Below are 19,673 nucleotides of genomic sequence, written 5' to 3'. Positions count from 1 at the left end.
GTTGTCCACTGGGTTTGATGTGACTAATGGGAAGGGAGGGGCGCTCCAATCCCCGAGCGCCGAACCAAAACATGAAAGCTCGCATCAGCAAGGCCGGAATGGGTGTCGCCGCCGTGGCGGCGCTGGCAGTCGCCGGGCCGCTCCCGGCCACCGCGTTCGGCGCGCCCGCCGCGCCGGAGGTCGCCACCAAGTTGGCGGGCAAGACCGTCTTCCTCGATCCCGGCCACCAGGGATCCAACCATTCGGAGAACCTGTCCAGGCAGGTCAGCGATGGTCGCGGCGGCACCAAGGCCTGTCAGACCACGGGTATGACCACGGTCAACGGGGTGCCCGAGCACACCGTCAACTGGAACGTCTCCCAACTGGTCAAGGCGGCTTTGGAGAGCCTCGGCGCGAAGGTGGTGCTCAGCCGCGCCGACGACGCGGGCTGGGGCGGCTGCGTCGACGAGCGGGCGCAGGCCGCCAACCGGTCCGGCGCGGCCGTCGCGGTGAGCATTCACGCCGACAGCGCTCCCGCCGAATACCGCGGCTTCCACATCATCGTGCCGCAGTTGCCCATCCCCGACGCCAAGGCCAACGAGGTGCAGTCCGGGCCGGGCCGGGCCGCCGCCACCTCGGTGCGCGACGCCTACCTGCAGGCAGGCTTCCCGTCGGCCCCCTACGCGGGCGTGCGCGACGGCTTGCAGACCCGCGCCGACGTCGCCGGACCCGCGCTGACCACGGTGCCCGATGTCTTCATCGAGATGGGCAATGGCGCCAATCGCGAAGACGCGGCGCAGTTGGAGAGCCAGGAAGGTCAGCTCAAGCACGCCGTAGCCATCACCACCGGGTTGGCCGGCTATTTGCTCGGCGCACCGATCGCGGCCCCCGCGCCCAGCGGCTCGGCCGCCGATCGCCCCGTGGTCGCCGAACAACCGGGCGCGGCGCCCCAGACCGCACTGGGCAACCAGACCGCACCGCAGGCACAGAACATGCCGGGGACCAAGGCGGCACCGCAGGCCCAGATTCCGCCCGCCGCGCCACAGGCCCAGAATCTGCCGGGCACGCCTGCCACACCGCAGGCGCAGAACATGCCGGGCACCCAAGCCGCACCCGGTTCCTCCGGTTCCACGCCGGGCAACTCCTTGCTCGGGTCACCGACTCTGCCGGGTCAATCGAAGTCCTCGGATCTCGGCGGCTTGGTCGGCACCGTCATGAATATGCTGCTGCCGCTGGCTCATTCCCTCGGCATCGACAATACGATGATCACTTCACAACTGCTCAATGTCGCCTACACACTGGCGGCGACGCTGCTCAGCCCAACGATGCACGCCTAGGGTCCTGCCGGCGAAGCCGTCCGCGGACCTGCGCATGGCCGCAGCGAAGGCACAGGCACGTCTGGCCCACACCGATCGACGCGAACCGCGGTGCCGCCACGCACCGCGGTTCGCGGCATATCCCCGCCCACTATCCTGGCCCGCATGGCGCAGCGGATACCGGTGATCATCGTTGGCGGCTTCCTCGGGTCCGGGAAGACGACGCTGCTCAACCATTTGCTCCGCGACAATCGCGGCACCCGGATCGGGGTGGTGGTCAATGACTTCGGCGCCATCAATATCGATGCGATGCTGGTGGCGGGCCAGGTCGATGCCATGGTCAGTCTCGGCAACGGCTGCGTGTGCTGCGCGGTGGACGCCGGGGAGCTCGACGATCTGTTCACCGCGCTGTCCCAGCCGCGCGCCGGTATCGATGTGATCGTGGTGGAGGCCAGCGGTCTGGCCGAACCGCGCAATCTGATTCGCATGGTGGTCGGCAGCGACAATCCGCGCATCCGCTACGGCGGTTTGGTGGAGGTCGTCGATGCCGAACAATTCCCCGAAACCAGTGCGCGCCATCCCGAACTGGTGACACACCTGCGGTTGGCGGATCTGGTGGTGGTGAACAAAGCCGATCGTGTTCCGCCGCGGGCGCTGGCCGAGTTGCGCCGGGAGATCGCCGAATCCGTGGGCGCAGTCCCGGTTTACGCCACCACGCACGGGCGACTCGATCCCGGACTGCTTTTCGATCGGCGCGCCAGGGAAAAGCCCACGATCGCCGAGCAATTGAGTTTCGACGAACTACTCGACGACCACGATCACGACCACCACGACCATCGGCACCTGCACGACGACTACACGAGCGTGTCGTTCACCAGCGAGCGCGAATTGGATCCGCGCCTGCTCATCGACTTCCTGGAGGATCCACCCGCCGGCCTGTTCCGCGCCAAGGGTTTCGCGGCCTTCGGTGTCGCGGCCGAGCGCCGAAAGTTCGTGCTGCACATGGTGGGTCGGCATATCGCCTTCGAACCGGCCGGTTGGCGGCGCGGTGAGCGCAGGGCCAGCCAATTGGTGCTGATCGGCGCCGGACTGGACACGGGGGCCGCCCTCGATAGACTGCACGCGACGGCGCATACATCGGATGATCCGCTCGATGACGGGGCGATGTTGCCGGTCTGGCGCTACACACCGCACTGAATCCGGCCCGCCGCCCCGTTTTTGGCGCGTTCGCCCCGATCTTGGCGCATTCGGCACTGTTGTCGCCCCGTGTTTGCTGACGAAACTGACACTCTGTCCCGACTCGCCGGACGACACGCCGCAATGGCATTCGGTGAGTTGGGGTTCGGCTACCGGTGATTGTCGAGCGCATCTGTCCTGCGACCGTTGGGAGAGTTCGTGTACGAGACCTGTGAGAGCGCCACCGAATACGTGATCGCCGCGTTGGAGGGCAAAGGCAGTGCGAGCCGCGAGGACTTCGATGTCGCCGCGATCGTGGCCGCGTCCAGAGTCGTGGCGCAGAGCTGGGATTTCGACTCGATCGCGCCGGAGACCTTCTGGCGCATCGCCGCCGCCTACCTCAAGGTGTGATCGGTCGCGGGAAACCGTCGGCCCGTACCGATTTCGGCGATGCGTCGGGCCGCGCGGCGCATTGATCCGGCGTCGGCGTAGCCGAGCAGTTCGGCTTGGCGGACGCGGCTGAGCGGACCGTTCGCCTCGGCCAGCCGAATCTTGCGCGCTCGATCCAGTTCCCGCCGCCAGGTGGTGCCCGCCTCCATGAGGCGACGCTGCAGGGTGCGCGGGCTGGTGGCCAACCTGCGGGCCACCCGCTCCAGCGAGACCTCGCCCGCATCGAAGGCCGCGTGCAATGCGGCGGCCACCCGCTCCGGCCACGCGGCGGCCAGCAGCGGTGGCGGCGGCAGCGCCTCGGCCAGCGGGCGCAGCACCCCGGCCAGTATCGGATCGACGGTGGTCAGCGGCCGGTCCATCTCGGCGGCGCGGAAGGTCATGGAATCGGTCTCCGCCCCGAATTCGAGTGCGGTGGTGCCGAATACGTCCACGAAGGGTCTCGAGTCGCGCGGCGGCGCCTGGCGCAGTGTGACACGCACAGTGTTGAGCTCGCCGCGCACGGCTCTGCGGGCGCGGCTGAGCACTGCCGCCAAGCCCCACAGCTGGGTCAGGTCCGCACCCAGACCCTCGCCCTCGACAATGTCGAGCGACAGTGTGACCGTGTCGTTTTCGGCTCGCAGATCGAAGCGGTGATTGGTGGACACGGCCGTCACGTAGGGTCCGCAGGTGGCCAGGCCCGCGCCGAGCGTGGGCGCGGTGGAGAACAGATAGTCGTAGAGACCCAGGCAATGCAGGGTGAAGCGGCTGGCCACGGGCAGTGCCACCTGCGGATCGTCCAGCCCGTGCGCACCCAATTCCCAAAGGCGGGCGAAGGTTCGGCTCGGCAGGTGCACATCGGCCCCCTCGAGCGTCCACTCCGGCACACCCGTCTCCCGGATCAGACGATCCCGGTCGAGCCCCTGCGCGGTCAACTGGCCGATGACGAAGCGGTGCAGCAGAACTTGGTCGGTGCCCATCCGGATCTCCTCCTCGCTGCGCCAAACGTTAGGCCCCCGTTCAGCCGCAGGCGTTGACCCACTCCGACACGCCGTCCGCGAAATGCTGCCGCTTCCAGATCGGCACCTCGTGTTTGATCCGATCCACCAGCTCCGCGCAGGCCCGGAACGCCTCGGCCCGATGCGGGGACGCGACCGCGACGGCGATGGCGATCTCGCCGATGGCGAGCGCGCCCACCCGGTGCAGGGCGGCGACCGGCAGGCCCGTCGCGGCCGCCGCGTCGGCACAGCAGCGGCGCAGGAATCGCTCGGCCTCCGGGTGGGCCGAATACTCCAGGGCCGAAACCGATTGGCCGCCATCGTGATCGCGCACTTTGCCGGTGAAGACCACGACGGCCCCGTGCTGCGGGCCGCTGACCGCCGCCTCGACCTCGGCCGGATCGATCACCGCCGCATTCAGTCTGGCCAGGCACACCGATCCGGTGGTGCGATGTTCACTCGTTGTCATGGGCGCCGCCTCCGGCTACTTGCGCGAGCAAATGATCCAGCAGCGGTTCCAGCACTGCCATACCGTCTTTCACACCGCCCGGCGAGCCGGGCAGATTCACGATGACCGACCGTCCGGCCAGTCCGGCCACGCCGCGACTGAGCGCCGCCAGCGGGAATTTCGCCGTCCCCCTTTGCCGAATGGCCTCGGCGACCCCCGGCAGCACCCGATCCAATACCGCCAGTGTCGCCTCCGGTGTGGCATCCGTGGGCGAAGCGCCGGTGCCGCCGGTGCTGATCACCAGCGCGGGGGCGGACCCGAGCGCGTCGGCCAATCCGGCGGCGATCCGCGCGTCCGGATAGACCAGCGGACCGCGCACCGAGAAACCCAGTCCGGTAAGCCATTGCGCGAGCACCGGCCCGGTGGTGTCGACCCGTGTACCCGCCGCGACTCCGGTGGAGGCCACCAGCACCACCGCCGTCCCCGCGGAAATATCCTGCGGTGCGGCGGCATTCGACACCGCGTCGTCCCGCTCCCAATGCCCGTGTTTGCCACCGTCTTTGGTGAGCAGCCGCACATCGTTGAGCGTGGCGGCCGGATCGACGGCCTTGACCATGTCGTGCAGGGTGAGTCCGGCGACGGCGACGGCGGTGAGCGCCTCCATCTCGACTCCGGTCGGCCCCTTGGTCTTCGCGGTGGCGCGAATGGTGATCGAGGTGTCGGTGAAGTCGAATTCGACCTTGACCGAGGACAGTGCCAGTTGATGGCACAGCGGAATCAATTCCGAGGTCTTCTTCGCCCCCGCGATACCCGCCAGCCGGGCGGTGCTGAGCACATCGGCCTTGGGCATCCCGTCGGCGCGGACCAGCCGGATGACCGCGGCGGTGGTGCGCAATTCGCCCCCGGCCACCGCGACGCGGGCGGTGTCGGCTTTGGCGCTCACATCGACCATGCGGGCGCGACCCTCGCGGTCGACATGGGACAGTTCGCTCATAGCAACCAGATTCGCACAGGCGCGCCTTCGGGCAGCGCGGTGACCTCGGCGGGCACATCGATCAGGGCGTCGGCGGCGGCCATCCCCGCGATGAGATGCGAACCCGCGCCGGAGATCACCTCGACCGCCACGGGGGCGGGGGTGGACAGCGCGGAATCCGGCGTGGTGGACCGCAGCACCCGCCCGCGCAGGAACTGCCGCCGCCCCGCCGGGGAGCGAATCGCGTCACCCAGCGGCACCACATGACTCTCCACCGGCGACAGCCCGGCCAACTCCCGCAGCGCGGGCCGCGCGAAGATCTCGAACGACACCATGGTGCTCACCGGATTACCGGGAAAGCTCAACACCGGAATACCGTGCACCACCGACCACCCCTGCGGCCCGCCCGGTTGCACCGCGACCGAGCCGAACTCCCCGCCCAGCGGTGCGAGCACCTCCCTGACCACCTCGAAATCGCCCTTGGACACCCCGCCGGAGGTGAAGACCACATCGGCGGCCTCGGTCGCGGCCCGGAGCAGTCGGCGGAATTCGTCGGGGGAGTCGGTGCTGTGCGCGACCGAGACGACGCGCACCCCGTTCGCGGTGAGCGCCGCGGCCAGCGCCACGCCATTGGAGTCGTAGATCTGACCGGGAGCCAAAGTCGAGGCGGCCGGGACCAATTCGTCGCCGGTGGTGATGACGGCCGCCCTGATCTCGCGCAGTACGCCCACCTCGGCCAGGCCGACAGCGGCGAGCGCGGCGATATGCCTGGGCCGCAACAGGGTTCCGGCTCCGATCAGCGCAGCACCCGCCCGGACATCGGTTCCCGCCTCGCGCACGAATTCGCCTGCGGCGCGCCCCCTCTCGACGATGATGGCAGCGCCGTCGACCCGGACGTCCTCCACCGGGACCACACAGTCCGCACCGGGTGGGATCGGCGCTCCGGTCATTACTTTCAGCGCGGCGCCCGGCGGCAGCGGATCGCCCCCGGCCGCTCCGGCGGCGACAACCCCGGCCACCGGCAACCGCACCGGGGCCACGAGCACCTCCGCCGCGCGCACCGCGTATCCGTCCATCGCCGAATTGCGGAAAACCGGGAGGTCGATGGGCGAGCGCACCTCGGCGGCCAGCCTGCGGCCCAGCGCGGCGGGCACCGCCACCTGTTCGGCCGGGCGCGCGGCCAGCGGGCGCAACATCTCGGTGACACGTTCGCGATGCGCGTCGACTGTGCGGGCCGAGGTGGTCGCAAAGCTCATGCCGCAAGCCTAGGCCCTGGCTCGGTGTCCCCATCCGGGACACCGAGCCACGGCCTACGACCTAACTGTCATTTTGTTCCTACCGGTCATAATGGGGGGCGTGACGTTGGTTGAGATAGGGATTCCCGCCGTGCGGTCTGGGCGGCCCTCGCTCGACGGACGCCCCGACACCCCGCTCCTGCTGGACCGATTCGGGCGTATCGCCCGCGATCTGCGGGTCTCGATCACCGAGAAGTGTTCGCTGCGCTGTACCTATTGCATGCCCGAACAGGGATTGCCGGAGATTCCGCCCAACGAGTTGCTGACCACCGAGGAGATCGTCCGGCTGGTGACGCTCGCGGTGCGCGAACTCGGGGTGGCCGAGGTCCGCTTCACGGGCGGCGAACCGCTCATGCGCCGGGATCTGGAGCGTATCGTCGCGGGCTGTCACGCGGCGGTGCCGGAGGTTCCGCTGTCGATGACCACGAATGCCGTCGGGCTGCGGCATCGGGCGGCGGCCCTGGTCGCGGCCGGGTTGCATCGGGTCAATATCTCCCTCGACACCGTCGATCGGGCGGGTTTCGCCCGCCTCACCCGCCGCGACCGCCTGGATTCGGTGCTCTCGGGTATCCGCGCCGCGCGCGACGCGGGCCTGGCCCCGATCAAGGTGAATGCGGTGCTCATGCGCGAAACCCTCGCGGGCGCACCGGATCTGCTGCGCTGGTGTCTGGACGAGGGGTGCGAGTTGCGCTTCATCGAGGAGATGCCCCTCGACGCCGATCACGAGTGGGCGCGCGGGGCCATGGTCACCGCCGCCGAACTGCTGCAGGTGCTCTCGGCCCGCTTCGCGCTGACCCCGGTCGGCCGCGCCGACCCGGCCGCACCGGCGGAGAAGTGGCTGGTCGACGGCGGCCCCGCGAGTGTGGGCATCATCGCGACCGTGACTCGCAAATTCTGTGACAGTTGCGACCGCACCCGGTTGACCGCCGACGGCATGCTGCGCTCGTGCCTGTTCAGCGATCAGGAATTCGATCTGCGCACCGCGCTGCGCTCGGGCGTCGACGACACCGAGATCGCCGTCCTGTGGCGCGGGGCCATGTGGAACAAGTGGGCGGGCCACGGTATCGATGCCGCGGATTTCGTCCGCCCGGAACGAACAATGGGAGCCATCGGTGGTTGAGATCCGCTATTTCGCCGCGATCGCCGACGCGGTCGGCAAATCGTCCGAACGGCTCGACCTTCCGGCGGGTGCGACCGTCGCCGACCTGCGCTCGGCGCTGTCACGGTGCTACGGCAGCGGTATCGATCCCATGCTGCGGGTGTGCGCCTTCCTGATCGGCGACGAACTCACCCGCGACTCGGGTGTCGCCCTCGGTGCGCGGGTGGATGTCCTGCCACCTTTCGCAGGCGGATAACGCTATGCGCGCCACCAGGTATCGAGCGGTGTGACCGGAACGGTTCGCTTGTGCCGGGTGTTGCGGAAGATCCCTTCGATCCGCGCCGCCACCTCGGGTGCGACCGGCTTGCCCTCCAAATAGTCGTCGATCTGGGTGTAGCGCAGCCCGAGCGCCTCTTCATCGGGTAGTGCGGGCCGGTCGTCCTCGAGGTCGGCGGTGGGCACCTTGGACCAGATGCTCGGGGGTGCGCCCAGTTCTTGCAGCAGCGCCGCGCCCTGACGCTTGGTGAGTCCGGTGAGCGGGGTCAGGTCCACGCCGCCGTCGCCGTATTTGGTGAAGAAGCCGGTGAGTGCCTCGGCCGCGTGATCGGTGCCGACGACGAGCAGATTCTCCTGGCCCGCCAGGGCGTACTGGATGACCATCCGTTCGCGCGCCTTGATATTGCCGCGCACGAAATCCCGCAGCCGGTCGGTGTCGAGCGCGGCGGCGGTCTCGGCGGCGACGGCGTCCGCGCCGGGACGCACATTGACGGTGACCGCGGCGTCGGGCTCGATGAACTCCAGCGCGACCTCGGCATCGGCCGCATCGGCTTGGACGCCGTAGGGCAGTCGCACCGCGAGAAATTTGGCGGCGCCGCCCTCGGCCCGCACCTGCTCGGCGGCGAGTTGGCACAGTCGCCCGGCCAGCGCGGAATCCTGGCCGCCGCTGATACCGAGCACGAAACCCGCCGCGGGCGTGGATCGCAGATATTCGACGAGGAATTCGACGCGCCTGCGCACCTCGACCTTCGGTTCGATCGTCGAGCGCACGCCGAGTTCGGCGATGATCCGTTCACGCAGGTTCCCCATGGCGGCCCACTCTACTGCCCGGTGGCGGGCGCCAATTCGCGCACGACCCGCTCCCAGGCGTCGCCGATCTGCTCGATGGTGTAGCTCCCGGTGGCCAATTGCGCCATCACCAGTCCGGAGTCCAGCGGGGCCAGCAGGATATCGGCCAGTAGCGGGATATCGCCGTGGACGGGCGTCTCGCGCAGCAGCATCATGATGTGCGCCTTGAGGGTGTTGTAGGGCGCGCCGGTGTAGCGCGCGCCGCCCTCGCCGGATTCGGCGGAGCGGCGCATCGCGCCTTCGATATCGATACCGCTCAGCCTGGCTCGGCCGAAGGCGACGAGTCGTTCGACCGGCGGCGCGCCCGGCCCCAGCGGCGGCGGTCCGAACATGAAGGCGGCCTGGAATTTTCGATCCGAGTGGTCCAGCAGCGCGTGCAGCAGTCCGGCGCGGTTGCCGAAGCGCCGGAAGACGGTGCCCTTGCCGACGCCCGCGTGTTTGGCCAGCGCGTCCATGGTGAGCGCGTCGACGCCGTCGGCCCTGACCAGTTGCTGGGCGGCGTCGAGCAGGAGCTGTCGGTTGCGGGCGGCGTCGCTGCGCTCGGTGGGGGCGGCGGTGGTGAGCGGGGTGGTGGGGCCGAAGACCGGGCCGATCGCGATCGGGTCGCCCGCGGGCGCGACGGCCGGATTGTCACCCGGCGGTGTGGTGGACGTCACAGCTCGAGTGTCCTCCCTTCGGAATGTAAGTGGACCATGGTCCGGTTGATTGGTGCGATGGCCACTCGATTGGCCCCCAAAGCAAGGCCCCCAAAGCAACAGGAGACGTCATGACGATCAAGATCCTCGCAATTTCCGGTGCGCTGCGTGCCGCCTCCACCAATACAGCCCTGCTGCGCGCCGCCCAGCAGTTGGCCCCGGAGGGTGTGGAGATCGAGATCTATGAGGGCGCCCGTGACCTGCCCTATTTCGATCAGGATCTGGAGGGCGAGCCGCCCGCCTCGGTCGTCGACCTGCGCGAGCGCATCGCCGCCGCCGACGGCGTGCTGATCGCCACGCCCGAATACAACTACAGCATTCCCGGCGTGCTGAAGAACCTGCTCGACTGGGCCTCGCGCCCGTACGGCGAGTCGGTGCTCACCGATAAGCCGGTGGCCATCATGGGCGCGTCGATGAGCGGGTTCGGCACCGTGCGCGCGCAGAACCATCTGCGCGATGTCTTCCACTGGCTCGACTCCAAGGTCGTCACCAAGCCGGAGGTGCACGTCGGGCAGAACCACACCCGCTTCGACGAGCAGGGCAACCTGACCGACGAGACCAGCCGCGGTCTGATCGCGGGTTTGATCGCCGCCCTGGTGTTGAAGGTCGACCGGGTCGGCGTCGCGGCCTGAGCGAATACCGCATCGAGGGTCGCCTCCCGTAAAGGGGGGTGGCCCTCGAGTCGTTTGAGGCGGGCGGGCAGACTGTCATCTCCAGGGGCCGCCGGGGTGGCTGATGCGGTTGGGGAAATTGAGTTAGCTGAGAAAGAGCTGTGTCGCGAAAATGTGATCTGTGACACCGCCGTGTCGAGTTGCGACAGGTGCGTCCAGGTACTTACCGCGAGCGAATTTCATCCCTGTGACTCGCAACATGTCGTGTTGTATGAATCTGTCGGCCACTAGGTGTAGTGTCTTCCGTACTGGAAGACGGGACGAACCCCACCCGCGCGATGCGGTGTGATCAGCGGGTTCGAGATCGGATCCAGGAGTTTGCGCAGCGTAGTCGGATCAGGCACCGCACCGGGATCACAGGCTGTGGATCAGGCATAGGAGAGAGGCACTCAATGACCATCACCGTGTACACCAAGCCCGCTTGCGTCCAGTGCAATGCCACCTACAAGGCCCTCGACAAGGCCGGGGTGGATTACGAGGTCATCGATATCTCCGAGAACGGCGACGCCCGCGACTACGTCATGGCGCTGGGTTACCTGCAGGCCCCGGTCGTCGTCGCCGGTGAGGATCACTGGTCCGGCTTCCGCCCCGACCGCATCAAGGCCCTCGCCGCCGTCGCGGCCTGACGCGCCGCATGTCCGCATCCGAGGTCCGCATCATGGGAGGTGACCATGTTCTTCGGGAATTCGGGCGAGGCCGACCCCGTGCTGGTCTACTTCTCCAGCGCCTCGGAGAATACGCACCGCTTCGTCGAGAAGCTGGGCCTCCCGGCGACTCGAATACCTTTGCGCACCGCCGACGCGCTGCGCGTCGAGCGACCCTACGTGCTGATCGTCCCCACCTACGGGGGCGGTCGGCACGTACTGGGTGGGCAACGCTCCGATAAGGCCTTCGTGCCACGGCAGGTCGCCAAGTTCCTCAACGATCCGCACAACCGCGCGCTGCTGCGCGGGGTGATCGCGGCGGGAAATACGAACTTCGGCGATACCTATTGCTATGCGGGAGAGGTGATCTCGCGCAAATGCGGGGTGCCGTACCTGTATCGCTTCGAACTCATGGGAACCGCCGAGGACGTCGCGCGCGTCCGAGAGGGATTGGGATTGTTTTGGCAACAGCAACCACAGCACCGGCAGGCAAGACGGCCCGCGTAGAGCGGCACCCGGTCCGCGGCGCGGACCCGGCCGAGGCGATGGACTACCACGCCCTCAACGCCATGCTGAACCTGTACGGTTCGGACGGTCGGATCCAGTTCGACAAGGATCGCGATGCCGCCCGCCAGTACTTTCTGCAGCACGTCAACCAGAACACCGTCTTCTTCCACAATCTGGACGAGAAGCTGGACTATCTGGTCGAGGAGAACTACTACGAGCCCGAGGTCCTCGACCAGTACGGCCGGGATTTCATCAAGAGCCTGTTCCAGCAGGCCTACGCCAAGAAGTTCCGCTTCCCGACCTTCCTGGGCGCGTTCAAGTACTACACCTCGTACACGCTCAAGACCTTCGACGGCAAGCGCTATCTCGAGCGTTTCGAGGATCGCGTCTGCATGGTCGCGCTCACCCTCGCTTCTGGCGATGAGAAATTGGCGCGCGAACTGGTCGACGAGATCATCGACGGCCGTTTCCAGCCCGCCACCCCCACTTTCCTGAATTCCGGCAAGAAGCAGCGCGGCGAGCCAGTTTCATGTTTCCTCTTGCGCATCGAGGACAATATGGAGTCCATCGGGCGCTCCATCAATTCCGCGCTGCAGCTGTCCAAGCGGGGCGGCGGAGTGGCATTGCTGCTCAGCAATATTCGCGAGACCGGCGCGCCGATCAAGAAGATCGAGAATCAGAGTTCGGGTGTCATCCCGATCATGAAGCTGCTCGAGGATTCGTTCTCCTACGCCAATCAGCTCGGTGCGCGGCAGGGTGCGGGCGCGGTGTATCTGCACGCGCACCACCCGGATATCTATCGCTTCCTGGATACCAAGCGGGAGAACGCGGACGAGAAGATCCGCATCAAGACGCTCTCGCTCGGCGTGGTCATCCCGGACATCACCTTCGAGCTGGCCAAGAAGAACGAGGACATGTACCTCTTCTCGCCCTACGATGTCGAGCGCATCTACGGCAAGCCGTTCGCCGATATCGATGTCACCGAGAAGTACTACGAGATGGTGGACGACAAGCGGATTCGCAAGACCAAGATCAAGGCGCGCGAATTCTTCCAGACCATCGCCGAGCTGCAATTCGAATCCGGCTACCCGTACATCATGTTCGAGGACACGGTGAATCGGGCCAATCCGATCGCGGGCAAGATCACCCACTCGAATCTGTGCTCGGAGATCCTGCAGGTCTCGACGCCCTCCTATTACAACGACGATCTGTCCTATGCCAAGGTGGGCAAGGACATCTCGTGCAATCTCGGTTCGCTCAACATCGCCAAGACCATGGATTCGCCGGATTTCGCGCAGACCATCGAGGTGGCCATTCGTGCGCTCACCGCCGTCTCCGATCAAACCCACATCTATTCGGTGCCCTCCATCGAACAGGGCAACAACTCCTCGCACGCCATCGGCCTCGGTCAGATGAATCTGCACGGCTACCTGGCGCGCGAGCGGATCCACTACGGCTCCGACGAGGGTGTCGACTTCACCAACATCTACTTCTACACCGTGGTGTACCACGCGATTCGGGCGTCGAACCGGATCGCCATCGAGCGCGGCACCGCCTTCGGCGGCTTCCCGGAATCCAAGTACGCCAGCGGCGCGTACTTCGACAAGTACACCGACGCCGTGTGGGAGCCCGCCACCGAGCGGGTGCGGCAACTGTTCGCCGACGCGGGCGTGCGCATTCCGACCCAGCAGGATTGGCGCGAGCTGAAGGCGTCGGTGATGGAGCACGGCATCTACAACCAGAACCTGCAGGCCGTGCCGCCGACCGGCTCGATCTCCTACATCAACCACTCCACCAGCTCTATCCACCCGGTGGCGTCGAAGATCGAGATCCGCAAGGAAGGCAAGATCGGGCGCGTCTACTACCCCGCGCCCTACATGGACAACGACAACCTCGACTACTACGAGGATGCCTACGAGATCGGCTACGAGAAGATCATCGACACCTACGCCGCGGCCACCCAGCACGTGGACCAGGGCCTGTCGCTGACCCTCTTCTTCAAGGACACCGCCACCACCCGCGACCTGAACCGCGCCCAGATCTACGCCTGGCGCAAGGGCATCAAGACGCTGTACTACATCCGACTGCGTCAGATGGCCCTCGAGGGCACGGAGGTCGAAGGCTGCGTCAGCTGCATGCTGTGACGGCATACCCGCCGACCGGAATCGATCCGGTCGGCGGGTAAGCGCTCAGCGCAGCGCCGCGACCACCTCGCGTTCGAACAGTTCGATGCCCGAGGTGTCGTAGGCCGATTCCGGGAAGTTGAAGATGGCGTAGCCGAGGCCGAGTTCTTTGACCTCGGTCAGCTTCTCGACGATCTGTTCCGGAGTGCCGACTGCCGCGGCGCCCTTGGTCATCCCGGTGACATATTCGGTGGCCTTGTCCACGCCGATGTGCGGGGCGAGGCGATCGATCCAGGCGCGCAACCGATCCCGAACCTCGGCCTCGGTCGCGCCGATCACCACATCGAAATCACTGGAGCGGGTGATGGCGTCGAAATCAGTGCCCACCGCGGCGCAGTGTTCGCGCAACAGTGCCGACTTGCGCGCGAAACCCTCCGGATCGCCGGTGAAATTCGTGTAGTCGGCATATTTGGCGGCGATGCGCAGCGTCACCTTCTCACCGCCGCCCGCGATCCAGAGCGGCGGACCGCCCGCCTGCGCGGGCAGCGGGCGCACGATCGCGCCGTCCACCCGGTAGTACTTGCCGTCGAGGGTGGCCTTGCCCTGCGTCCAGGCCTGACGGAAGATCCGCACGCCCTCGTCGAGGCGGCCGAGCCGTTCGCGCGCGGGCGGGAAGCCGTAACCGTAGGCGCGCCACTCGTGTTCGTACCAGCCTGCGCCGATACCCATCTGCACCCGGCCGCCGGAGATCAGGTCGGTGGTCGCGGCGACCTTCGCCAGATAGGCCGGATTGCGATATTGCATCGCGGTACACATCTGGCCCAGCTTGATGCGCGAGGTACTGGCGGCGAACGCGGCCATCAGCGTCCACGCCTCATGGGTGGCCTCCTCGGTGGGCACCGGGAAGGTGTGCAGGTGGTCGTAGACCCACAGCGAATCCCAGATCTCGCTCGCATCGGCGCGCTGTGCCAACTCGCGCATCGCCGACCAGTGCGCCTGCGGGTCGATGCCGACCAGATCGAGTCGCCAACCCTGCGGGATGAAAATTCCGAAGCGCACGGATATCTCCTTCATCGGTGACCGGTGGATCGCTGCCCACTGTGCATAGTTGTCGGTGCGAAGGCAAGCATTGCCGCCACGTTGATGTTCACTGCCCCAGTTCGGTCAGACCGGCATCATCGGAGAGGCCGACCAGCGGTGTCGGCTCGGCGGGCGCGATGAGGGGTGGCCTGCGGCGCCGGTCGAGATGACGCTGCGGGCGGGTGCGCGCGCGGCGCGGCGGGGGCGGGGTGAAATGTTGCTCCAGCAGATCCGCGCCCCGCCTCGGACCTCCTGCCGCGAGAAATCCCGCCGCCACCTGCTCCGCGCCCGCGGCGCAGGCGCGCGCGGCATCGATCCCGGCCCGCAGCGTCGCGATCCGCAAGCGCTGCTTGCACACCCGGCTGCCCGCGCCATTGCCGACCACCCGCCGGGCCACCTCGGCCTGACCGCGCCCGAAGGGGACCACGCACACCGGAACGCCTGCGGCCAAGGCCTTCTGGGTGATGCCCATACCGCCGTGGGTGACCACCACGGCCGCGCGAGGCAGCAGCAGATGATGCGGGAGGAAGCGCACCACCTTGGCATTGCGCGGCGCGGCGAAGAATTCCGGATCAATGGCTCCCGAGGTGACGACCGTGAACAGGTCGCTGTCGGCCAGCGCGTCCATGGCGAGCTGGGCCAGCCTGCCGTCGTCCTGGAATTCGGTGGAGCAGGTGACCACGGCCAGCGGTCGATCGATTTCGGCCAGCCAGTCCGGGATCTCGGCGTCGGGGGACCATAGGCTCGGCCCGATCTGGTGCACCGAGGCGGGCCAGTCGGTGTGCGCGTCCTCGAACGGCGGCGCGGTGAAGTTGAGCAGCAGCGGGGGTTGACGCAGACAGTCCACGCAGTGGTCGAGTTCATCCAATCCGTAGTACTGGCGCAGGTGGTTGAGGCGGGGGAGGGCGTTGTCCCAGCGGCGCGAGAGCGCCCAGCGCACCGCGCGGTCGCGGATCCCGCCGAGCGGGCCGGGTTTCGGGATGAGACCCGGACCGTAGGGCGGGGAGTCGCGCGAGGGCAGCGGCAGCAGTTTGGGGGCGAACGCGGCCCATGGCAAACCGCTTGTGGCGGCGTAGATGTGGGCGCCCACGGCGGTGATGTCCAGCAGCAGCGCCTGCGGCCGCTCGGCGATGATGGCCGCGCGCAACGCCTCGATCTCGGCCGGGATACGTTCGATCAGCGCGTGCACATCGGCTCGCAACGCGAGGATGCGCGCGCGGTCGCCCCAGCCGTCGAGCCTGCGTCCGACCACCTCGGGCGGTAGTTCCAGGGTGCGGATCCCCAAGGGGGCCAAGTCTTCTTCGACGCCGGGCAGCGTCAGCGCGGTGACCTCGTGTCCGCGCGATACCAGCTCGGCGAGGACCGGTGCGATCGGGTACAGATGCCCGTGAACCGGTGCGGTGCAGGCCAGTATTTTGGTCATGCCCAACGCTAACTTACAGCTATCGGCGACGAGGGCGAAAGCGATGGTGAATATCCGAACTCTCCACCACAGATTGCCGTGGTGGGCAGCGGGATTCGCCACCCTGGCCAGCAAATCGATTGATGGCCAGGGGAAACCGCACGGCAGCGCCCTCTCACAATAGTCCCGCTAACTTTCAGCGACACAACGGGGATCGATGTGCTTCCGGCCGGACCCATGCCGCACAATAGGGGCCGCGAATCGAAGGCCGCTGAGCTTCTCTCCATACGTGATATTCACCGCAGCGACACAAGGTGTTGTGCTGTGCGGAGTTATCACCCACAAGGAGTAGTGTTCTGGGGCGAGGTAATTCGTGACGGCGGCGTGTTCGGAACGGGCTGCGAAAGGGCGTGGAGGCAGGATGAAACTCATCGATCGGGTGTCGGCCATCAATTGGAATCGGGTGCCCGACGAGAAGGACGCCGAGGTGTGGGACCGGCTGACCGGCAACTTCTGGTTGCCCGAGAAGGTGCCGGTATCCAATGACATCCCGTCCTGGAGCACCCTCACCGCCGTCGAGAAGCAGCTCACCATGCGGGTCTTCACCGGTTTGACCCTGCTCGACACCATCCAGGGCACCGTCGGCGCGGTCAGCCTGATCCCCGATGCGCTGACCCCGCACGAGGAGGCGGTGCTCACCAATATCGCCTTCATGGAATCGGTGCACGCCAAGAGCTACAGCTCGATCTTCTCCACGCTGTGCTCGAGCCGCGAGATCGACGAGGCGTTCCGCTGGTCGGAGGAGAACCGCAACCTGCAGCGCAAGGCCGAGATCGTGCTCGACTACTACCGCGGCGAGGACCCGCTCAAGCGCAAGGTGGCCTCCACCCTGCTGGAGAGCTTCCTGTTCTACTCCGGGTTCTACCTGCCGATGCACTGGTCCTCGCGGGCCAAGCTGACCAATACCGCCGATATGATCCGGCTCATCATTCGCGACGAGGCGGTGCACGGCTACTACATCGGCTACAAGTTTCAGCGCGGCCTGGAACTGGTCTCCGAAGCCGAGCGCGAGGAGCTCAAGAGCTACACCTTCGAGTTGCTGTTCGAGCTCTACGACAACGAGGTCGAGTACACCCAGGACCTCTACGACGAGGTCGGCCTGACCGAGGACGTCAAGAAGTTCCTGCGCTACAACGCGAACAAGGCGCTGATGAATCTCGGCTACGAGGGCCTGTTCCCGAAGGACGAGTGCGAGGTGAATCCGGCCATCCTGTCGGCACTCTCACCCAATGCCGACGAGAACCACGACTTCTTCTCCGGTTCGGGTTCCAGCTATGTCATCGGCAAGGCGGTCAATACCGAGGACGAGGACTGGGAGTTCTGAGGCATATCTCCGGCCATGCGCGGGTCTGCGGACGGCTTCGCCGACAGCGTCCCCACAGGGGATAGGGTTGCGGGCGCGACCGCGAGTGGTCGCGTCCGCAGATCCGACATTGTCGGTGGGCTTCTCACGTTTCGTGGTGGAGGACTCGATGGTTCGATGGCTGGCGATGATCGCGGCGTTGCTGGTCACCGCGGTCGCGTGCGGTAGGGGCGAGGCGGCGCAGTCGTCGGCCGCGCCCGCCGACTTCTGGGCCGCCGCGCCGCAGAACACCGCGCAGTACTGGTCGGTCTATGAGCGGGCGCGCGCCATCGACCCGTGCGCGCTGCTGCCGCGGGCCGGGCTCGCGCCGCTCGGCGCGGTGCGCACCGTCGCGGTGAAGGGTCTGGATTCCTGCGCGGCCGAACTGGATTCGGATCAGCCCAGGGGTGTCGTCCGGGTCGACCTGCGGGTGCTGGCGGGCACGGTGGACGAGTTGGGCGCGCGGGTCGGCACCACCAAACACTTCGACGGGGCGACGGCCCTGGTCATCGCGGACAAGGACACCCGCGCCGACAAGCAGGTCCCGCCCACCGGCGACCGCGCCTGCACCGTCAATACGAAATTCCCGGCGCACGCGGGCTTTTCGATCTCGGTCACGGTGCCGCGCGGTATCGAGCCGTGTCCGGCCGCCGAGGCGGTGTCCCGCACGGCCGTGGCCGCTTGGAAACAGCAACCGCGTCAAGAGGATTCGATCCCGACGGTTCGTACGGTGCTCACCGGCGCCGATCCGTGCGCCGTCACCCCGCGCCTGGCCGCCACCGTCGATCCCGACAAGCAGCAGTTGTACGCGTGCGCGCTGCCGTACGGCGGAACAGAATTCGCGCTGCTCTACGAATACCAGTCGCAGCGGGCGCTGGAGGCGGGCGAACCGGTGCTGATCGCCGATCACACGGTGTACCGCCACGAGGGCAATGGTTCGCCGTACCTGGAGGTTCAGGTCGGTCCCGCCTACGCCGATGGCGAGGACGGCCCGCTGGCGCCTGCCGTCTGGCTCGGCGGCAAGGACGAGAGTTCACTCGTCCAGATCATGTACCAGGTCCTGCAGCTGTTCCCGAACTAATCGGTCACGAATCCGTTGAGCGTATTGCGGATATCGGTGAGCAGCGCGCGGGCGGCGGTCAGCCCGCGTCCGTGCCATACCGAGTCGTCCATGATGAAGGTGCGTCGGTCCAGCGCCGCGCCCAGGTTCTTCCACTCGTCGGTGCGCATGACCTGTTCGCCGTGCTTCTTGCCCGCCTCGCCCGCGAACAGGATGTAGATGAGATCGCCCTCGATGAGGTCGAAATCGCCCGATCGCACATCGAAGGAGGGGCGGCGCTGCGCGGTGGGCCGCTGCGCGCCGGAATCGGCGAACACCTGCGCGGCGAAGGTGTCATCGCCCTGGACCTGAAGGGAATCCGCGCCGAAGCGAATGATCGACGCCTGGGTCTGCGTCGAGGTGATCGCCGTGCCGATCTGAGCGGCTTCGGTGCGGTAGGCATCCAATGCCGCGGTGGCGGCGTCCCGGCGGCCCATCGCCGCGGCGATGGCGGTGAATTCGGCCTGCCAACTCTCCGGCTTGCCGACCAGCACGGTGGGCGCGATGGTGCCGAGCCGATCGGAACCCGCTGTGGTCGTGGGGATATCGCCGATGATCAGGTCCGGACGCAGTTCGGCGATCTTGGCCGGGTCGGGCTGTGCGATGGCGCCGACGCCGGGGACCTTCCGCAGGCCGTAGCCCAGATACTGCGGCTGTGGCAGCGGCCCGTCGCCGGTCACCGCGCCGACGACCCGCTCCCACAGGCCGAGTGCGCAGGCGGCGTCGAGGGCGGCGGTGGTCAGCGCCACGATGCGCTGCGGATCGGCGGGCACCTCGGAGGACCCCGCGAGATGGGTGATGGTGCGGGTGGGACCCGTCGCGGGATCGGGCGCGGACGGCAGCGCGCAGGCGTGGGTGGTGTCGCGATCGATACCCATCACCGCGGCCCCCGCGATATTGGTGGTGGTTCGCACGATCGAACTCGCATTGTCCTGCTGACCGCAGCCGGCGAGTAGCAGCAGACTCGACAGCGCCGCCGCGGCAATACCTTTCGCGGGCTGGATGGTCGGGCGAATACGGGTGCGTACGACGTCGCTCACCGGCATGCGGGAGAGGGTACAGGCAAAGTCCTCGGCGTATTCGCACGCCACCACGTCTCGGCGCCCGCCCGCTATTGCATCGATCTGGTTCCGCCGTCAAACTACGACACAGAGTAGGACCGGTGCGGGGCGCTGTGGCAGTACGGTTTACGATCGCAGGAGCGAAAGCGAACTG

20 protein-coding genes are annotated in these 19,673 nt (G+C 67.2%); 11 read left to right on the top strand and 9 right to left on the bottom strand.

Annotation, left to right across the window (positions count from 1 at the left end; genetic code table 11):
• Positions 1-71: 71 nt before the first annotated feature.
• The 3 genes from D5S18_RS16905 to D5S18_RS16895 all read left to right on the top strand — a co-directional run bounded on the left by D5S18_RS16905 (position 72) and on the right by D5S18_RS16895 (position 2,882).
• A complete protein-coding gene (locus tag D5S18_RS16905) occupies positions 72-1,316 on the top strand; it encodes an N-acetylmuramoyl-L-alanine amidase (protein ID WP_120041937.1) in 1,245 nt (414 codons plus the stop codon).
• Positions 1,317-1,460: 144 nt separating this feature from the next.
• Positions 1,461-2,492: a CobW family GTP-binding protein gene (locus D5S18_RS16900; protein ID WP_120042209.1), complete on the top strand. Its 1,032-nt coding sequence runs from the start codon at positions 1,461-1,463 to the stop codon at positions 2,490-2,492.
• A gap of 198 nt (positions 2,493-2,690) precedes the next feature.
• Positions 2,691-2,882, top strand: coding sequence for a hypothetical protein (locus D5S18_RS16895; RefSeq protein WP_120041936.1), 192 nt, complete (start codon positions 2,691-2,693; stop codon positions 2,880-2,882).
• Here D5S18_RS16895 and D5S18_RS16890 read toward each other — a convergent pair.
• The 4 genes from D5S18_RS16890 to D5S18_RS16875 are packed head-to-tail and all read right to left on the bottom strand — an operon-like array spanning position 2,867 to position 6,572.
• A complete protein-coding gene (locus tag D5S18_RS16890; protein WP_120041935.1) occupies positions 2,867-3,877 on the bottom strand; it encodes an AraC family transcriptional regulator ligand-binding domain-containing protein in 1,011 nt (336 codons plus the stop codon). The genes D5S18_RS16895 and D5S18_RS16890 overlap by 16 nt on opposite strands.
• A 40-nt stretch (positions 3,878-3,917) precedes the next feature.
• Complete coding sequence (locus D5S18_RS16885; RefSeq protein ID WP_120041934.1) at positions 3,918-4,364, bottom strand: molybdenum cofactor biosynthesis protein MoaE; 447 nt, start codon at positions 4,362-4,364, stop codon at positions 3,918-3,920.
• Positions 4,351-5,337, bottom strand: a complete 987-nt coding sequence (moaCB, locus tag D5S18_RS16880) for a bifunctional molybdenum cofactor biosynthesis protein MoaC/MoaB (protein ID WP_120041933.1) — start codon at positions 5,335-5,337, stop codon at positions 4,351-4,353. Before moaCB ends, D5S18_RS16885 begins: the two co-directional genes overlap by 14 nt.
• On the bottom strand, positions 5,334-6,572 hold the full coding sequence (locus tag D5S18_RS16875) for a molybdopterin molybdotransferase MoeA (RefSeq protein ID WP_120041932.1): 1,239 nt from the start codon (positions 6,570-6,572) through the stop codon (positions 5,334-5,336). Before D5S18_RS16875 ends, moaCB begins: the two co-directional genes overlap by 4 nt.
• 100 nt (positions 6,573-6,672) lie before the next feature.
• Here D5S18_RS16875 and moaA point away from each other — a divergent pair, with 100 nt between their 5' ends.
• The gene (moaA, locus tag D5S18_RS16870; RefSeq protein WP_120041931.1) at positions 6,673-7,731 is read left to right on the top strand and encodes a GTP 3',8-cyclase MoaA; all 1,059 of its coding nucleotides are present in this window, start codon (positions 6,673-6,675) and stop codon (positions 7,729-7,731) included.
• Entirely contained in the window at positions 7,724-7,966 is a 243-nt protein-coding gene (locus tag D5S18_RS16865) for a MoaD/ThiS family protein (RefSeq protein ID WP_120041930.1), read from the top strand. The genes moaA and D5S18_RS16865 overlap by 8 nt, the downstream gene beginning before the upstream one ends.
• A gap of 2 nt (positions 7,967-7,968) precedes the next feature.
• On the opposite strand, the gene nadE is transcribed toward D5S18_RS16865, so the two are convergent.
• Positions 7,969-8,796 (bottom strand): NAD(+) synthase, encoded by an 828-nt coding sequence (gene nadE / locus D5S18_RS16860; RefSeq protein WP_120041929.1) that lies wholly within the window; start codon positions 8,794-8,796, stop codon positions 7,969-7,971.
• 11 nt (positions 8,797-8,807) lie between these two features.
• Positions 8,808-9,434 (bottom strand): TetR/AcrR family transcriptional regulator, encoded by a 627-nt coding sequence (locus D5S18_RS16855; RefSeq protein ID WP_239003853.1) that lies wholly within the window; start codon positions 9,432-9,434, stop codon positions 8,808-8,810.
• Between the two features lie 167 nt (positions 9,435-9,601).
• Between D5S18_RS16855 and D5S18_RS16850 the strand changes: the two genes are divergently transcribed.
• The 4 genes from D5S18_RS16850 to nrdE all read left to right on the top strand — a co-directional run bounded on the left by D5S18_RS16850 (position 9,602) and on the right by nrdE (position 13,496).
• Positions 9,602-10,162: an NADPH-dependent FMN reductase gene (locus D5S18_RS16850; RefSeq protein ID WP_120041928.1), complete on the top strand. Its 561-nt coding sequence runs from the start codon at positions 9,602-9,604 to the stop codon at positions 10,160-10,162.
• A 431-nt stretch (positions 10,163-10,593) separates the two neighbouring features.
• A complete protein-coding gene (locus D5S18_RS16845; RefSeq protein ID WP_120041927.1) occupies positions 10,594-10,827 on the top strand; it encodes a redoxin NrdH in 234 nt (77 codons plus the stop codon).
• Positions 10,828-10,872: 45 nt separating this feature from the next.
• On the top strand, positions 10,873-11,352 hold the full coding sequence (gene nrdI / locus D5S18_RS16840; RefSeq protein ID WP_120041926.1) for a class Ib ribonucleoside-diphosphate reductase assembly flavoprotein NrdI: 480 nt from the start codon (positions 10,873-10,875) through the stop codon (positions 11,350-11,352).
• 38 nt (positions 11,353-11,390) lie between these two features.
• Positions 11,391-13,496 carry a class 1b ribonucleoside-diphosphate reductase subunit alpha gene (gene nrdE, locus D5S18_RS16835; protein ID WP_120041925.1) on the top strand — a complete coding sequence of 702 codons (2,106 nt, stop codon included), beginning with the start codon at positions 11,391-11,393 and terminating at the stop codon, positions 13,494-13,496.
• A gap of 45 nt (positions 13,497-13,541) precedes the next feature.
• Here nrdE and D5S18_RS16830 read toward each other — a convergent pair whose 3' ends face one another.
• Positions 13,542-14,534, bottom strand: coding sequence for an LLM class F420-dependent oxidoreductase (locus D5S18_RS16830; RefSeq protein ID WP_120042207.1), 993 nt, complete (start codon positions 14,532-14,534; stop codon positions 13,542-13,544).
• Positions 14,535-14,622: 88 nt separating this feature from the next.
• Positions 14,623-15,978, bottom strand: coding sequence for a glycosyltransferase (locus D5S18_RS16825; RefSeq protein WP_120041924.1), 1,356 nt, complete (start codon positions 15,976-15,978; stop codon positions 14,623-14,625).
• Between the two features lie 400 nt (positions 15,979-16,378).
• Between D5S18_RS16825 and nrdF the strand changes: the two genes are divergently transcribed.
• Both nrdF and D5S18_RS16815 read left to right on the top strand, forming a co-directional pair.
• Complete coding sequence (nrdF, locus tag D5S18_RS16820) at positions 16,379-17,341, top strand: class 1b ribonucleoside-diphosphate reductase subunit beta (RefSeq protein WP_120041923.1); 963 nt, start codon at positions 16,379-16,381, stop codon at positions 17,339-17,341.
• 148 nt (positions 17,342-17,489) lie between these two features.
• Positions 17,490-18,440 carry a hypothetical protein gene (locus D5S18_RS16815; protein ID WP_147403973.1) on the top strand — a complete coding sequence of 317 codons (951 nt, stop codon included), beginning with the start codon at positions 17,490-17,492 and terminating at the stop codon, positions 18,438-18,440.
• Here the strand turns inward: D5S18_RS16815 and D5S18_RS16810 are convergent.
• Positions 18,437-19,504, bottom strand: a complete 1,068-nt coding sequence (locus D5S18_RS16810; RefSeq protein ID WP_120042206.1) for an ABC transporter substrate-binding protein — start codon at positions 19,502-19,504, stop codon at positions 18,437-18,439. The genes D5S18_RS16815 and D5S18_RS16810 overlap by 4 nt on opposite strands.
• Positions 19,505-19,673: the final 169 nt, after the last annotated feature.

Origin of the sequence: Nocardia panacis, from assembly GCF_003598715.1 — a bacterium.
Classification (GTDB): Bacteria; Actinomycetota; Actinomycetes; order Mycobacteriales; family Mycobacteriaceae; genus Nocardia; species Nocardia panacis.
Note: the sequence above shows the minus strand (reverse complement) of the source record. Positions and strands in the feature narration are given on the sequence as shown.

Coding starts and splice junctions, on each gene's coding strand:
- D5S18_RS16875 (WP_120041932.1), bottom strand. CDS start 6,572: ATGAGCTTTGCGACCACCTCGGCCCGCACAGTCGACGCGCATCGCGAA.
- D5S18_RS16890 (WP_120041935.1), bottom strand. CDS start 3,877: ATGGGCACCGACCAAGTTCTGCTGCACCGCTTCGTCATCGGCCAGTTG.
- nrdE (WP_120041925.1), top strand. CDS start 11,391: ATGGACTACCACGCCCTCAACGCCATGCTGAACCTGTACGGTTCGGAC.
- D5S18_RS16810 (WP_120042206.1), bottom strand. CDS start 19,504: ATGCCGGTGAGCGACGTCGTACGCACCCGTATTCGCCCGACCATCCAG.
- D5S18_RS16815 (WP_147403973.1), top strand. CDS start 17,490: ATGGTTCGATGGCTGGCGATGATCGCGGCGTTGCTGGTCACCGCGGTC.
- D5S18_RS16845 (WP_120041927.1), top strand. CDS start 10,594: ATGACCATCACCGTGTACACCAAGCCCGCTTGCGTCCAGTGCAATGCC.
- D5S18_RS16850 (WP_120041928.1), top strand. CDS start 9,602: ATGACGATCAAGATCCTCGCAATTTCCGGTGCGCTGCGTGCCGCCTCC.
- moaCB (WP_120041933.1), bottom strand. CDS start 5,337: ATGAGCGAACTGTCCCATGTCGACCGCGAGGGTCGCGCCCGCATGGTC.
- nrdF (WP_120041923.1), top strand. CDS start 16,379: ATGAAACTCATCGATCGGGTGTCGGCCATCAATTGGAATCGGGTGCCC.
- nrdI (WP_120041926.1), top strand. CDS start 10,873: ATGTTCTTCGGGAATTCGGGCGAGGCCGACCCCGTGCTGGTCTACTTC.
- D5S18_RS16905 (WP_120041937.1), top strand. CDS start 72: ATGAAAGCTCGCATCAGCAAGGCCGGAATGGGTGTCGCCGCCGTGGCG.
- D5S18_RS16885 (WP_120041934.1), bottom strand. CDS start 4,364: ATGACAACGAGTGAACATCGCACCACCGGATCGGTGTGCCTGGCCAGA.
- D5S18_RS16825 (WP_120041924.1), bottom strand. CDS start 15,978: ATGACCAAAATACTGGCCTGCACCGCACCGGTTCACGGGCATCTGTAC.
- D5S18_RS16900 (WP_120042209.1), top strand. CDS start 1,461: ATGGCGCAGCGGATACCGGTGATCATCGTTGGCGGCTTCCTCGGGTCC.
- nadE (WP_120041929.1), bottom strand. CDS start 8,796: ATGGGGAACCTGCGTGAACGGATCATCGCCGAACTCGGCGTGCGCTCG.